Annotated in this window: 13 protein-coding genes; 2 read left to right on the top strand and 11 right to left on the bottom strand. The window is 69.0% G+C overall.

The features are described 5' to 3' along the window. Positions 1-44: 44 nt before the first annotated feature. The 4 genes from ACNNMR_RS00410 to ACNNMR_RS00395 are packed head-to-tail and all read right to left on the bottom strand — an operon-like array spanning position 45 to position 4,574. Positions 45-1,466 (bottom strand): cellulose binding domain-containing protein, encoded by a 1,422-nt coding sequence (locus ACNNMR_RS00410; protein ID WP_419992430.1) that lies wholly within the window; start codon positions 1,464-1,466, stop codon positions 45-47. A gap of 38 nt (positions 1,467-1,504) precedes the next feature. Beyond that, on the bottom strand, positions 1,505-2,341 hold the full coding sequence (locus ACNNMR_RS00405; RefSeq protein WP_419992429.1) for a carbohydrate ABC transporter permease: 837 nt from the start codon (positions 2,339-2,341) through the stop codon (positions 1,505-1,507). Beyond that, on the bottom strand, positions 2,338-3,315 hold the full coding sequence (locus ACNNMR_RS00400) for a carbohydrate ABC transporter permease (RefSeq protein ID WP_419992428.1): 978 nt from the start codon (positions 3,313-3,315) through the stop codon (positions 2,338-2,340). Before ACNNMR_RS00400 ends, ACNNMR_RS00405 begins: the two co-directional genes overlap by 4 nt. Continuing rightward, on the bottom strand, positions 3,315-4,574 hold the full coding sequence (locus ACNNMR_RS00395; protein ID WP_419992427.1) for an extracellular solute-binding protein: 1,260 nt from the start codon (positions 4,572-4,574) through the stop codon (positions 3,315-3,317). Before ACNNMR_RS00395 ends, ACNNMR_RS00400 begins: the two co-directional genes overlap by 1 nt. A 178-nt stretch (positions 4,575-4,752) precedes the next feature. On the opposite strand from ACNNMR_RS00395, the gene ACNNMR_RS00390 reads away from it, so the two are divergent. Beyond that, the gene (locus ACNNMR_RS00390; protein WP_419992426.1) at positions 4,753-5,463 is read left to right on the top strand and encodes a GntR family transcriptional regulator; all 711 of its coding nucleotides are present in this window, start codon (positions 4,753-4,755) and stop codon (positions 5,461-5,463) included. Between the two features lie 60 nt (positions 5,464-5,523). After that, positions 5,524-6,489 (top strand): oxidoreductase, encoded by a 966-nt coding sequence (locus tag ACNNMR_RS00385; protein ID WP_419992425.1) that lies wholly within the window; start codon positions 5,524-5,526, stop codon positions 6,487-6,489. Between the two features lie 8 nt (positions 6,490-6,497). Here ACNNMR_RS00385 and ACNNMR_RS00380 read toward each other — a convergent pair whose 3' ends face one another. From ACNNMR_RS00380 to ACNNMR_RS00350, 7 genes are read right to left on the bottom strand one after another with little or no spacing between them, the layout of a single operon-like run. Beyond that, on the bottom strand, positions 6,498-6,971 hold the full coding sequence (locus tag ACNNMR_RS00380; protein ID WP_419992424.1) for an N-acetyltransferase family protein: 474 nt from the start codon (positions 6,969-6,971) through the stop codon (positions 6,498-6,500). Continuing rightward, complete coding sequence (locus ACNNMR_RS00375) at positions 6,968-8,170, bottom strand: glycine C-acetyltransferase (protein ID WP_419992423.1); 1,203 nt, start codon at positions 8,168-8,170, stop codon at positions 6,968-6,970. Before ACNNMR_RS00375 ends, ACNNMR_RS00380 begins: the two co-directional genes overlap by 4 nt. 10 nt (positions 8,171-8,180) lie before the next feature. Then, positions 8,181-9,212 carry an L-threonine 3-dehydrogenase gene (gene tdh / locus ACNNMR_RS00370; RefSeq protein WP_419992422.1) on the bottom strand — a complete coding sequence of 344 codons (1,032 nt, stop codon included), beginning with the start codon at positions 9,210-9,212 and terminating at the stop codon, positions 8,181-8,183. Continuing rightward, a complete protein-coding gene (locus ACNNMR_RS00365) occupies positions 9,209-10,378 on the bottom strand; it encodes a Gfo/Idh/MocA family protein (RefSeq protein ID WP_419992421.1) in 1,170 nt (389 codons plus the stop codon). The genes tdh and ACNNMR_RS00365 overlap by 4 nt, the downstream gene beginning before the upstream one ends. A gap of 13 nt (positions 10,379-10,391) precedes the next feature. Further along, positions 10,392-12,047: a hypothetical protein gene (locus ACNNMR_RS00360; RefSeq protein ID WP_419992420.1), complete on the bottom strand. Its 1,656-nt coding sequence runs from the start codon at positions 12,045-12,047 to the stop codon at positions 10,392-10,394. Positions 12,048-12,081: 34 nt separating this feature from the next. Then, positions 12,082-13,014: a carbohydrate ABC transporter permease gene (locus tag ACNNMR_RS00355; protein WP_419992419.1), complete on the bottom strand. Its 933-nt coding sequence runs from the start codon at positions 13,012-13,014 to the stop codon at positions 12,082-12,084. After that, positions 13,011-14,048, bottom strand: a complete 1,038-nt coding sequence (locus ACNNMR_RS00350; protein ID WP_419992418.1) for an ABC transporter permease — start codon at positions 14,046-14,048, stop codon at positions 13,011-13,013. Before ACNNMR_RS00350 ends, ACNNMR_RS00355 begins: the two co-directional genes overlap by 4 nt. Between the last annotated feature and the right edge of the window lie 198 nt (positions 14,049-14,246).

The raw sequence follows: 14,246 nt of genomic DNA, 5'->3' as shown, positions 1-14,246 counted from the left end.
GGCTCTGCCCCCGGGGCGCGCCGATCCCGGGGGCAGAGCGAGCGTCAGCTGACGTTGTCCGTATGCGTCACGCCGTCCGCGCGGTACTTGGCGAGCTGCGCCTGGACCTGCTCCGGGGTGAGGATCTGGTCCTGCGCGTAATAGATGTAGTCGACCTTCTCGTCGTACGCCCGCGGGGTCGAACTGCCCGCCAGGCCGCCGGAGATGATCCAGTTGTTGACGTTGAGCGACATCTTCGTCTCGGGCAGATACGGCTCCCCGTGGGTGGCGAACAGCTGCCCGTCCACGTAGTACTTGATGGCGGTGTTGTCGACCGTCACCACCAGGTCGTGCCAGCCGTCGTAGCTCTGCCGGACCTCGGTGTGGGTGTTGACCGCCTGCCAGGGCTCGTTCTGGTACGTCTCCCACGACGTGGCGTAGAGGATGTTCGACGGCTCGCCCCAGCCGCCGTTCGGCAGGTACTCGAAGTCCAGCTCGCCGTAGTTGGGGTCGAGGGGCGCGTCGAGCGGGGTGATCGTGAAGAACGTCTGCACCATCTGGTCGCCGTCCGGGCCGCTGACCGGGGCGTCGCTGAAGCGGACGCGGGCCGCGTAGGTGCCCTTGAAGAACTTGCGGGTCTGGAAGATCTCCGTCTGCCTGGTCCCGGCGGCGGTGCCGTCGGTGGAGGTGCGGAGGTTGGCGATGGAGTTGCCGGTGGAGTCGGCGGCGAAGGTGACCTGTTCAGGCGCCCAGGTGGCGCCGGGGGCGCCCGGGCCGCCGGCGCCGGACTTGACGGTCCAGCCGCGCTGACCGAGGCGGGCGTCGGTGGAGTTGGTGTAGTTGAGGTCGTCGAAGAAGGCGGGCTTGGTGGGGTCTGGGCCGCCCGGATCACCCGGGTCGCCGGGGTCGCCCGGGTCATTGCCCTCCGGCGCCTTGCCCCACAGCAGCGTGCCGCCGCGCTGGACCGTCACCTTCGACCAGTCGCCGTACGCGGACTGGGTGGGGCCGAAGGAGTAGTCGTCCTTCTGATTCAGCGGCTGCCAGTCGGCGCGGTGAAAGCGCAGCTGCATGTCGCCCGTGTCGGCACCGGGCGCTACGGAACCGGCGCCGGAGGTGAAGCCGATCTCCAGATAGCGGTCGGCGGTGGCGGTCGGCTTGGCCAGGGTGCCGAAGGTGCCGGTGATGTTCGCGCAGCCCTTCGCGGCCCAGGAGCAGGCGAACTTGTAGCCGGAGGTGGCCGCCGCGTCCGCCTTGAAGTAGTAGCGGATGGTGACGCCGCTCAGCGCCACCGGCGAGCTGCCCGTGTTCTTGAGCTTGAGCCACGGCTCGGCCTGGTCGGAGCCGGTGGAGCCGGTGTGGTACTGGGCGGTGAGCGAGTCCGCGGCCGCGGTGGCGCCGGGAGCGGAGGTCAGGGTCGCGGCCGCAGCGAGGGCGGCGGCGCCGGTTAACGCGCAGGCGGTGCGCAGGGGTCGGCGGTGTCCGTACATGGATGTGTCTCCATTCTGTGGGGGGCCGTACGACGAGGTCATCCCTTGACGGCTCCGGCGGCGAAGCCGCTGGTCACCCGGCGCTGCAGCACCAGGAACAGGGCTAGTGCGGGCAGCGCGAAGAGCGTGGCGGCGGCCATGGTGGCGCCCCAGTCGGTGCCGAAGGTGTTGGAGAAGGAGGACAGCCACACCGGGAGCGTGCGGTCGTCCCTGTTCTTGACGATGAGCATGTTGGCGAAGGCGAACTCGTTCCAGGCAGTGATGAACCCGAAGAGGGAGGTGGCCAGCAGTCCCGGCGCCAGCAGCGGAAAGGTGACCCGCCGGAAGGCGGCGGCCCGGGTGCACCCGTCCACCTGCGCCGCCTCTTCCAGCTCCACCGGCACGGCGGCGAGGAATCCGCGCAGCGTGATGATGGTGAACGGCAGCGTCACCATGAAGTAGACGAGGCTCAGCATCGCCAGCCGGTCGAGCAGCCCCGCGTCGCGCGCGATGACGTAGACGGGGATGAGCATCGCCTCCCACGGCGCCATCTGTGCCATGAAGACGGCGAGCACGAAGGCCCGCCGCCCGCGCCACCGCATCCGCGCTACTGCAAAGGCCGCGCCCAGCGCGACGAGGAGCGAGAGCAGCAGCGCGCCGCCGGTGACCAGGAGGCTGTTCCGCCAGAACAGCCAGAAGCCGTCCGCGCCGACGGCGGTGCGGAAGTGGTCGAGGGTGAGGTGGGTGGGGAGGAAGACGGGGGAGTCGGCGTTGATGTCGGCCGTCGGCTTGAAGGCGGTGACCGCCATCCAGTAGACGGGGAAGATCGTGACGGCGAAGACGGCGATCGCCGCGAGGTTGAGTGGCGTACGGCGAAGGGCCCGGGCGTCGATCATGCCTCGTCCTCCTGCTCCTGCCGGTACATCCGGCGCAGGTAGAAGACCAGCGCCGCGCAGAGCATCAGCACGGTGAGGGTGGACGTCGCGCCCTGCAGGTCGTAGCGGTGCTGGGCGGTCGCGACCTGGTACGCGTACACGGGCAGCGTGGTCGTGGCCCCGTCCGGGCCGCCGTGGCTGATCACCCAGATCTGGGTGAAGCACTTGAAGACCCAGATCACCTCCAGGCAGAGGATCAGCCAGAAGATGGGCCGCAGCAGCGGCAGCGTGACCGAGCGGAAGATCCGCCAGCCGCCGGCGCCGTCGAGGCGCGCGGACTCGTGCAGCTCGGCGGGGACGGTGGTGAGCGCCGAGTAGAGCGTGATGGCGGCGAAGGGCACCGACTGCCAGACCACCAGCAGCACCAGAATCGAGAAAGTGGCGCCGCCGTGCGCGAACCAGGCGTAGCCGTCGTACGCATCGAATCCGGCGCTGACCAGCAGCCAGTTGACCACGCCGAGCTGGGAGGCGAAGAGCCACTGGAAGATGGTGGTCGCGGCGAGGTGCGGGGTGGCCCAGGCCAGCGTCAGCGCGCTCAGCACCAGCAGGCGCAGCACGCGGCCGAGGCGCTGGAGCATGAGCGCCACGAGGGTGGCGAGGACCATGATCAGCGTGACGTTCACGGCGGTCCACAGCAGCGTGCGGCGTACGACCGCCCAGAATTCGCCGCTGGTGAGGAGCTCCCGGTAGTTGTCCAGGCCGGCGAAGGCGGCGCCGCCGCGGATGAGCTCGCCGAGGCCGAAGTGCTGGAAGGAGATGACGACGTTGCGGAGGAGCGGATAGGCGAGGAGGAGGGCGCCGCCGAGGACGGTGGGGGCGACGAGGACGTACGGCCAGAGGGTCGCGGTGCGGCGGCGCGGCCGGGGGAGGGGCGGCGGTGCGGGCGCGGCGGACCGGGAGTCCGGTGCCGCGCCCGCGGGGGCTTTGGTGAGCATCAGCCGTTCAGCGCCTTGGTGATGGCCGCCGAGGCCTTGGCGCCCGCCTTCTTGGGGTCGGCGCCGGTGAGGACCTGGGTCTGGAACTCCTTGATCGGGTTGTTCGCCTCGACGGCCGCCCATTGCGGGGAGTTGGGGGTGGCGTGGCCGTTCGCGGCGCCCTTGGCCATGGCGGCGGCGCCCGGGTCGGCGCTGAGCACGCTCGCGAGCGACTTCTTGTTGGGTACGTAACTCATCGTCGTGGCGAGCTTCTTCTGCCAGGTGTCGCCGGTGAGCGCCTTGATGAACTGATAGGCCTCGTCCTGGTGCGGCGCCGCCTCCGGGACGATCAGGTCGGAGCCGCCGGTGAAGACGGCGCCGGGGGAGCCGGCGGTCTTGCCGGGGACGGGGAAGAAGCCGAGCTTGCCCTTGAGCTTGGGGTTCGCCTCCTCGATCAGCTTTGCTCCGCCGGGTACGGAGATGACCTGGGCGACGTCGCCCTTGGCCACGATGTCCACCTGGGGCGGCTTGGCCTCGTCGGAGTCCTTGGGGCCTTTGCCGAGGGACTGGAGCTTCTTGTAGAAGTCCATGGCGGCGAGGGCTTCGGGGGTGTTGAGGCCGCCTTTCCAGGTCTTTCCGGCCTCGGTGGCCAGGTCGCCGCCCTCATCCCAGATGAAGCCGGCGAGGGCGTACCAGTTCTGCCCGGGGAGGTAGATGCCCTGCTGCTTGCCCTTGTTGAGCTTGGCGGTCGCCGCGAGCCACTCGGCGCGGGTGGCGGGCGGCTTGTCGATGCCCGCCTTCTTGAAGAGGTCGGTGCGGTAGATGACGACGCGGTTGGCCGCGTAGTACGGGATGCCGTACTGCTTGCCGTCGATCTTCCCGGGCTCGGCGAGGCCGGGGATCCAGTCGGAGCCGCCCAGGTCGGCGGCCTTGTCGGAGAGGTCCTTCACGCCGCCGCTGGCGGCGTACTGGGCGACCTGGGTGTTGCCGACCTCGATGACGTCGGGCGCGTCGTTGGCGGCGAGTGCGGCGGTGACCTTTTCGCCGATGCCGTCCCACTCCTGGATCTGCAGATTGAGCTTGATCTTCGGATGCCGCTTCTCGAAGCCCGCGGTGAACTCCTCCTGGAACGCGGTGCTGACGCTGTCCTTCATCAGCCAGACGTCGAGGGTGGTGGTGCCGCCCTCCCCGGCTCCGCCGGAGCCGCCGCTGCCGCAGGCGCCGGCGCCGAGGGCGAGGACCGCCGCGAGGGCGGTGGTGGCGACGGTGGGTCTCTTCATGGGGCCTCCACCCTGAAGTTGACCAATTGGTCAGGTAACCAGTTCGTTGATGGAGCAAGGTGGCATAGACCAATGAGGGCGTCAAGAGGACGGGAATAGCAGGGTCTTGAAGGGACGCGGCGAGATAGGGCCGGGCAGACCACCTGACCAACTGGTCACCACTGGTAAGGTCCAGCGCATGGACTCCGTACTGAAGCGGGAGCGGGTGCGCGACTTCCTGCTCGAGCTGGTCGAGGAGCGCCGCCCCGGCGACGCCATCCCCTCCGAGCGCACACTCTGCGCCCGCCTTGGCGTCTCGCGGCCTACGCTGCGCGCTGCGGTGGATGAGCTCGTCGGTACGGGGCTGCTGGTGCGGGAGCACGGTCGCGGGATGTTCGTGGCGCCGGCGAAGATCACGCAGGAGATGGTCGCCGATGACCATCTGTTCTATCTGCCGCAGTCGGGCGGGACGTGGTCGAGCCGGTTGCTGGAGTTCACGAAGATGCCGGCCGGGGCGCGGGTGGGGCGGAAGCTGAGCATCTCGCCGGCGACGGAGATCATGTATGTGGCGCGGCTGCGGATCGTGGACGCGGCGCCGATGGCGATCGAGTATCTGCACCTGCCGGCGGAGCTGGTCCCGGGCCTGTCGGCGGCGGAGCTGGAGGAGGGGGATCTGTACGCGCACCTGCGGGTGAACCACCGGGTGCACGTGCACGAGGCCGTGCAGTCCACCGAGCCGACGGTGACGAGCCGGACGGAGGCGGAGTTGCTCGGGGTTCCGGAGCTGTCACCGGCGCTGCTGTTCGAGCGGCTGACGACGGATGTGGAGGGGCGGCCGGTGGAGTACGTCCACTCGATCTATCGGGGCGACCGGTTCCGTATCGTCTCCCGCTTCAGCGTGGGCGGCTGACGGGCGGGCCCTGGGCTTTGGCTTGCGATGGAGTGCACTCCAATTCGTAGCGTCTACGGCATGGCAACCAAGACCAAGCAGCACAAGATCGGCTCCGGCTTCGGAGAGCGCAGCACGGCCGCGGACGTGACCGCGGGCATAGACCTGAGCGGCCGCCTGGCCGTGGTGACGGGCGGCCACGCCGGGCTCGGGCTGGAGACCACGCGGGCGCTGGCGGGGGCCGGAGCGCGGGTGGTGGTCGCGGCGCGACAGGTGGCGGCGGCGGTGGCGGGTCTCGCGGGCGTCGAGGTCGAGCAGTTGGACCTGGCCGACCTGGCGAACGTCCGCGCTTTCGCCGACCGCTTTCTGGCTACAGGGCGCGGCATCGACATGCTGGTCAACTCGGCCGGGGTGATGGCGACCCCGCTGACTCGCGTCGGGCCGGGCGGCTGGGAGCAGCAGTTCGCGGTGAACCACCTCGGGCACTACGCCCTCACGAACCTCCTCTGGCCGGCGCTGGCCCGGACCGGGGCGGCGCGCGTCGTGGCGGTGTCGTCGGCGGGCCACCACGGATCCGGCATCCGCTGGCACGACCCGCACTTCACCTCCGACCCGTACGACAAGTGGCTGGCCTACGCCCAGTCCAAGACCGCGAACTCCCTCTTCGCCGTCCACCTCGACCGACTGGGCGAGCCCTCGGGCGTCCGAGCCTTCGCCCTCCACCCGGGCAAGATCCTGACGGGCCTGGTCCGCCACCTTGCGCCCTCGGAGATGACGGAAGCCGGCTGGACGGACCCGGCCGGCAACGTCATCGACCCCACCTTCAAAACCCCGGAACAGGGCGCCGCCACCCAGGTCTGGGCAGCCACTTCACCTCAACTCGACGGCATGGGCGGCGTCTACCTGGAGGACTGCGACGTGGCAGACCTCTCGACCGACACCGGCATCGAACCAGGCGTCTCCCCCCACGCCATCGACCCGGCCGAAGCCGAACGCCTGTGGACGCTGTCGGCACAGCTGTCGGGCACCGACGCCTTCGCTGCCTGACCTGGCCGTCAGCCTCCGGGACGGCGGCTGAGCGTGACCTCCTCCTCCACAAAGCCGAGGGCCGCGTAGAAGCCCCGCGCCGGGGCGTTCGCGGCTCCGGTGATGAGTCGGATGCGGCCCAGGCCTCGGCTGTCGGCCCACTCTTCGGCCGCGACCATGAGGCGACGGCCGATGCCGCGCCCCTCCGCCTCGCGGGCCACGGCGAGCTCGCCGACGTACGCGTCCGTCGCACCGGTGAAGTGCTTCTGCTCGCAGACCGACACGACTCCGAGCACGCCGGATTCGTCCGCGGCGACGAAGACCGCCGTCCCTTCGGATCCCGCCGCGTCGAGCGAGCCGGTGAGCCACCGCTCGGCAGCGGCAAGCTGCGCCGCCGAGTCCCGCCAGGCGGCCGCGCCCTCGGTGAGGCGCGGCGCCAAGGCGAGGATTTCGGCGCGGTCTGCCGCGGTGGCCGGGCGGATGGTCGGTTCAGCGGGCGTCATGGTGTTGCCTTGTTCAGGCGGGTGCGGGCTGTGGTGAAGGCCGTTACCGCTCGGTCGACGTCTGCTGTTGTGTGCGCGGCTGACAGCTGGACGCGGATGCGGGCCTGGTTCTGCGGGACGACCGGGTACGAGAAGGCGATGACGTAGACGCCCTCTTCCAGGAGGAGGTCGGCCATGCGGGCCGCTCGGGCTGCGTCGCCGATCATTACCGGGGTGATGGGGTGGGTGCCGGGGAGGATATCGAAGCCTGCCGCTGTCATGCGTTCGCGGAAGAGCTTCGTGTTGGCCGACAGCTGGTCGCGTAGGGCTGCGGAATCCTCCAGGAGGTCCAGGACCTTCAGCGACGTCGCCGCGATCACCGGCGCCAGGGAGTTCGAGAAGAGGTACGGGCGGGAGCGCTGGCGGAGCAGCGCGACTATTTCCGCGCGGGCGGCGACGTAGCCGCCTGAAGCGCCGCCCAGGGCCTTGCCCAGGGTGCCGGTGATGATGTCGATGCGGTCCGAGACCTCGTGCAGCGCCGGCGTGCCCCGGCCGCCCGGGCCCGTGAAGCCCACCGCGTGCGAGTCGTCGACCATCACCATCGCGTCGTAGCGGTCCGCCAGATCGCAGATCTCGCGCAGCGGCGCCAGATAGCCGTCCATCGAGAAGACGCCGTCCGTCACGATCAGCCGGCGGCGCGCGTCCGAAGACTCCTTCAGGCGCTGCTCCAGCTCCGCCATGTCGCGATTCGCGTAGCGCAGCCGCCGCGCCTTCGACAGGCGGATCCCGTCGATGATCGAGGCGTGGTTCAGGGCGTCCGAAATGACCGCGTCCTCCGCGCCCAGCAGCGTCTCGAAGACGCCGCCGTTCGCGTCGAAGCACGAGGAGTAGAGGATCGTGTCCTCCTGGCCCAGGAAGGACGACAGCCGCGCCTCGAGCTCCTTGTGCACCTCCTGCGTACCGCAGATGAAGCGCACCGACGCCATCCCATAGCCCCACCGGTCCAGCGCCTCATGCGCCGCCGCCAGTACCTCCGGATGATCCGCCAGCCCCAGATAATTGTTCGCGCAGAAGTTCAGCACCTCGCCGGCCCGGCCGCCGCCCGTGACGGCGACCTTCGCGTTCTGCGCGGTACCCAGCACCCGCTCCGGCTTGTGCAGCCCCGCCGCGCTGATCTCGTCGAGCGTCGCGCGCAGCTCGTCGCGTACGGTCGTGAACACAGTCGCCCCCTCAGGCGGTCCAGTCGAGGATGACCTTGCCGCCGGTGCCGCTCGCCGCGTCGGCGAAGGCGGCCTCGAAGTCGGTGTACGGATAGCGGCCGGTGATGACCGGGCGGAGGTCCAGGCCGCCCTCCAGGAGCACGGACATGGCGTACCAGGTCTCGAACATCTCCCGCCCGTAAATGCCCTTGATCGTGATCATGGACGTGACGATCGACGCCCAGTCGACCGCGAAGTCCGACGACGGCAGGCCGAGCATCGCGATCCGCCCGCCGTGCGTCATGTTCGCGAGCATGTCGCGCAGCGCCTCCGGGCGGCCCGACATCTCCATGCCGACGTCGAAGCCCTCCCGTAGGCCCAGCTCCCGCTGGCCGTCGGCGATCGTCGCCTCGCCCCCGACATTCAGGGCGAGGCTCACCCCCACCTTCCGCGCCAGCTCGAGCCGCTGCTCGCTCACGTCCGTGACGACCACATTCCGCGCCCCCGCGTGCTGCGCGACGGCCGCCGCCATCAGCCCGATCGGCCCGGCGCCAGTGATCAGCACATCCTCGCCCACCACCGGGAACGACAGCGCCGTATGCACCGCATTCCCGAACGGGTCGAACACCGCCGCCACATCCAGGTCCACCGGCACCCGGTGCACCCACACATTCGACGCCGGCAGCGCCACGTACTCCGCGAACGACCCGTCCCGGCCCACGCCGAGCCCGACGGTCGCGCGGCACAGGTGCCGCCGCCCGGCCAGGCAATTGCGGCACTTGCCGCACACCAGGTGACCCTCGCCGCTGACCAGGTCGCCCGGCTTGATCTCCGTCGCCGCGGCGCCCGTGTCCACGACCTCGCCGACGAATTCGTGCCCGAGGACCAGCGGCGTACGGACCGCCTGCTGTGCCCACCCGTCGTAATCCCGGATGTGCAGATCCGTGCCGCAGATCCCGGTGCGCAGCACCTTGATCAGGACATCGCCCGCGCCGGGCTCCGGCTCAGGCACCTCCGTCAGCCAGAGCCCGGGCTCGGCCCGCTCCTTGACCAGTGCCTTCACCGCTGTCCGCCGTCGAAGTAGGCGATCAGCTGCGGGTCCAGCGGCGGCACGTCGTACGGCCGGCCGCCGTCGCGCAGCGACTGGGTTGCCATGTACCCGGCCGCCACGCTCATCCGCGCCGCGACCGGCGAGGTGTCGGTGACCCCGCCCTCGCGGGCGAAGCGCAGGAACTCCGCCATGATCCGGGAGTCCGCGCCGCCGTGCGAGCCCTGCGCCTCGGGGATGCGGTGGATGGCGTCGGCGTCCGTGCGGTACGTGTGCGGGCCGGTGTTCCAGACGCGGACCTCGCCGCCGGGGGAGTCGCCGAAGTTCTCCAGGCGGCCCTCGGTGCCGATCACCGTGTAGCTGCGGAAGTAGTCCGGGCTGAAGTGGCACTGCTGGTACGCGGCCAGCACGCCGTTGTCCAGCCGCATGTTCATCATGGAGACGTCCTCGACGTCCACGATGTGGTTGAGGTTCTTCCGCTGCGTGGGCGGCCACTCGTACTCCCGCAGCCAGCCCTCCGGGCGCGGGGTGTCCGGCTCCCGGCGCGGCAGGTCGCCGTGCAGCATCAGGTCGCCGAGGGCGTTGACGCGGCTGGTGTAGCCGCCGGCCAGCCAGTGCACGACGTCCAGGTCGTGGGCGCCCTTCTGCAGCAGCAGGCCGGTGGTGTTACGGCGGTCGGCGTGCCAGTCCTTGTAGTAGAAGTCGCCGCCGTACGAGACGAAGTGCCGCACCCAGACGGTCTTCGGCTCGCCGATGTCGCCGCGCCTGATCAGGTCGCGCATCAGCCGGACGACGCCCATGTGGCGCATGTTGTGGCCGACGTAGAGGCGGGTGCCGGTCTCGTGGGCGGTGCGCAGGATGTTGTCGCACTGCTCCACGGAGATGCCCAGCGGCTTCTCCACGTAGACCGGCTTTCCGGCCTTGAGGACATCGCAGGCGATGGCCTCGTGGGTGTCGTCCGGGGTGGCCAGGATGACGGCGTCGACGGAGTCGTCGTCGAGGAGGCGGCGGTAGTCGGCCACCGCCGCCGCCCCCTCGAAGATCTCCGGCACCTCGGCGCGGACGGCGGGGTCGATGTCCGCCACGGACACCACCACCGAGCCCTTGCCGGGGTTGTGGGCGGCCTTGGCGATGCTGCGGCGCAGGCCGAGGCCGATGACTCCGATACGGAGGTCGTTCACGGGTGGTACGTCCTTACTTCTTCGCCGCTTCGATGGCCTTCTCGTACTCGCGGCGCATCTTGTCGCCCGCGGTGCGCTGCCACTTGGGCAGGATTTCCTTCTTGAAGTCCGACAGCGGGCGGCGGCCGGAGACGATGTCGACGATGCCGTTGTTGAGCTCGGTGCTGGCCGAGGCACCCTTCCTGTCGTTGGTGTCGGAGAAGTACCCGGTGGTCGGATTGACCTGGGCGATCTTCATCAGCTCGACCTCGGCCGCGTGGATGCCGCGGGTGACATCGGGCTTGCCCGGCAGGTAGAGCGACTGCGGGCCGTTGCCGAAGAAGTTGATGGCCTGCCGGGTGGTGAGCACCTCGGCGTTCCCCTTCTTGTTGAGGATGACGTCGCCGTCCTTCGTGCGGTCATGGTGCACGCCCTCAAGGCCCTGGTCCAGGAAGAGCCGCTCCTCCGTGCCCATCGGGGCGCTGAGGTAGTCCATGACCTTCAGCAGCGTCTCAATGCGCTTCTTCGGCACCTTCTTGCTGATGGCGGTGTAGCCGACGGAGCCGTAACCGAAGCCCCAGGTCGGGGTGATGCCCTTCTTCGCGGCGAAGGGCACCAGCACCTTCTCCGGCCAGTCGTACATGACGCTGTCATTGAGGAAGCCGGGGAAGGACTGGACGTGCAGGCCGAGGAAGCCGCCCTCCATCTTCTCCAGCGTGGTGGTGAGGTTCGGGTCCGGCCAGAACAGCTGCGCCTTCTGGCAGCGGATCGCGAACTCGATCCCGGCAAGGTATTCGTCGGTCTCGTAGTTGTGCTCCAGCTTGCCGTCCTTCATGCGCCAGCCGTTGGGGGCGCCGTGCCAGTACGCGAACTGCAGGATGTGGTTCACATACGCCGGCTCCAGCACGTACTTCTTGCGCTTGGTGTCCAGCAGCTCCTTTGCCTTGTCGAAGAAGTCGTCGGCGTCCTCGAACTCCAGGCCGCCGACCGGCTTCCAGAAGTCCTCGTTGGCGACGTACACCTGCCCGTGGCGACCGTACGGGATGACAACGCCCGCGATCTTGCCGTTGATGACGGCCGTCTTCCAGGCGAAGTCCGGGATGTTGGCGAGGTTCGGGTACTTCTTGACCGCGTCGCCGGAGAGGTACTCGGTCAGGTCATGGAACTTCGCTTGCAGCAGCGCCGGGACGTTCTTGATGCCCTGGTTCGGCGGGAACCACATCAGATCGGCCATGTCATCGCCCGCGATCATGGCGTTGAACTTGGCGCGGTAGACGCTCTCCTCGCCCAGGCCGTTGACGACCGTCATCTCCATGTCGGAGCCGATGCGCTTGTTCAGCTCCTGCCAGTACTTGTTCCGGCCCACCGACGGCGGCGGCGTCGTGAACGTCTCCGTCAGGACGGTGATCGGCTTGCCGTCGCCCGGCTTGCCCTTGGAGGACTTGACGAGCTTCTTCGGGTAGCGCAGGTACGCCGGGTCGAGCCCGTCCGCGTTGCCCGCGAGATCCGGCTTGGGCACGTCGAGCGGCACATACGTCGGCAGCTTCAGCTTCGCGGACGCCGCGGCGCCGCCGCCCGTACCGCCGCCGGAGCCGCAGGCCGTGAGCGTACCGGCACCGGCGAAGGTCAGCCCGGCCATGCCGGCGGCGCCGAGGAAGCCGCGCCGGTTGAGGTGGGTCAAGGAAGACATGGGTCTCCTAGCAGGTGAGAGCGGAGTTGAGGGCTCAGGCCTTGATGGCGCCGGTGAGGACGCCCTTGACGAAGTACTTCTGCAGGAAGGGGTAGACGGCGACGATCGGCACCACGGCGAGGATCAGCACCGCCATCGACATCGACGTGGTAGCCGGCATGGTGCTCACGCCGAGCGCCTTGGCGTTGAAGGTGTCGCCCTGCAGGACGTACGAGCGGAGCACCACCTGCAGCGGCAGCTTCTCCGAGTCGTTGATGTAGAGCATCGCGTTGAAGAAGTTGTTCCAGTACGCCACCGCGTAGAACATGCCGACCACGGCGATCACGGCCTTGGACAGCGGCAGCACGATCCGCCACATGATGGCGAAGTCGCCGGCGCCGTCGAGGCGCGCCGCCTCATGCAGTTCGTTCGGGATGTTCTGGAAGAACGCGCGCACGACGATGACGTTGAACGCATTGAGCATGATCGGCGCGATCAGGGCGCCGTACGTATCGATCAGGCCCAGCTCCTGTACCACCAGATAGCTCGGGATGATGCCCGGCGTGAAGAGGAAGGTGCCGAGCACGATGAGCAGCAGCGGCCGGCCGCCGAGGGTGTGCGGCCGCGAAAGACCGTACGCGAGGAAGACCGTGCAGAGCAGGCTCAGTGCCGTACCGACGACGGTGATGGCGATGGAGACGATCGCGGCGCGGGTGATGACGCCGCCGGAGAGCACCACCCGGTAGGCCTCGAGGGTGGGGTTCTCGGGGATGAGGACGTAGCCGCCGTGGGCCGCCAGCTCCGCCTTGGAGGAGAGGCTGGAGCCGATGGCGAGCAGGAAGGGATAGCCGACCGCCACGATCATCACGATGATGACGACTAGCTTGACGCCCTGCCCGGCCCAGGTGGGCCGCTCCATCCACACGGGGCGGTCGGCGGCGCTGCGGCCGCCGGGGCGCAGCCGGCTGGATATGGACGCGGTGCTCATTTCTGGTAGACCCCCTGTTCGCCGAGGCGATGCGCCACCTTGTTGGCGAGGACGATGAGGACGAAGCCGATGACGCCCTTCATCAGGCCGGCCGCGGTCGACATGCCCCAGTCGCCGTCCACGACGCCGTGGAAGTAGACGTACGTGTCGAGGACCTCCGCCGCCTCCGCGCCGACGTTGTCGCGCTGCAGCAGGATCTGCTCGAAGCCGACGGAGAGGATGTCGCCGAGCCGCAGGATCAGCAGCATGATCATGACGGGGCGGATGCCGGGGAGCGTGACGTGCCACATCCGGCGCAGCCAGCCGGCGCCGTCCATCGCCGCGGACTCGTACTGCGCGGTGTCGATGGACGCCATGGCGGCGAGGAAGATGATCGCGCCCCAGCCGGCGTCCTTCCAGATCGCCTGCGAGGTGACCAGGAAGATGAAGGTGTCGGGGTTGTTCATGATGTTCCCGACGTGCATGCCGTTGTCGTTCAGGAGGCTGGTGACCGTGCCGGCGCCGCCGAAGACCTGCTTGAACATGCCGACCACGACGACCCACGACAGGAAGTGCGGCAGGTACACCACGGTCTGCATGATCCGGCGGGTCTTGGTGCTGATCAGCGAGTTCAGGAACAGCGCGAGCGCGATCGGCGCCGGGAAGTACAGCAGCAGTTGGACCGTGCTGATCTCCAGGGTGTTCCAGACCGCGGTCCAGAACTCCGGCTCCTCGATCAGCGCCTGGAAGTTCGTCCAGCCGACGAACGGGCTCTGCTTGAAGCCCAGGTACGGCTGGTAGTCCTGGAAGGCGATGACGTTGCCGGCCAGGGGCAGATAGAAGAAGACCAGGAAGAACAGGACGCCGGGGATGCACAGCAGCAGCAGCGTCTTGTCCCGGCGCAGCCGCTCCCGGATCGGCCGGCGTCCGATCTTCGACGGATCGTCCTTGCGCCTGCGGCGGCCGCGCTTCGGAGGCGCGGCACCCTGGTCGTCTTCTGGTGGTGCGGGGTGGGTCGCGACCGAACGGGGCGAGGCTGACGCTGCGGCCGACACAGTCACCTCCGGCGTCTGGGTTATGGGCGCGCGGGGTGGCGCCGGGCATGAGTAAGGGGGACCTCGAAGCCGGTGACGGCTGTGCCGCCGGATGGCGGTGAGGTCCCCCGCATAGTGCAACGCAGCGCGCGCCCATGACAAGAGGTGCTTGTTAACTCTTTGTTTGTTGCAGCTTCGAGCAATGCCTGCGCATGAACC

The sequence above is a fragment of the Streptomyces boninensis genome, assembly GCF_048572725.1.
Lineage (GTDB): Bacteria > Actinomycetota > Actinomycetes > Streptomycetales > Streptomycetaceae > Streptomyces > Streptomyces boninensis.
Note: the sequence above shows the minus strand (reverse complement) of the source record. Positions and strands in the feature narration are given on the sequence as shown.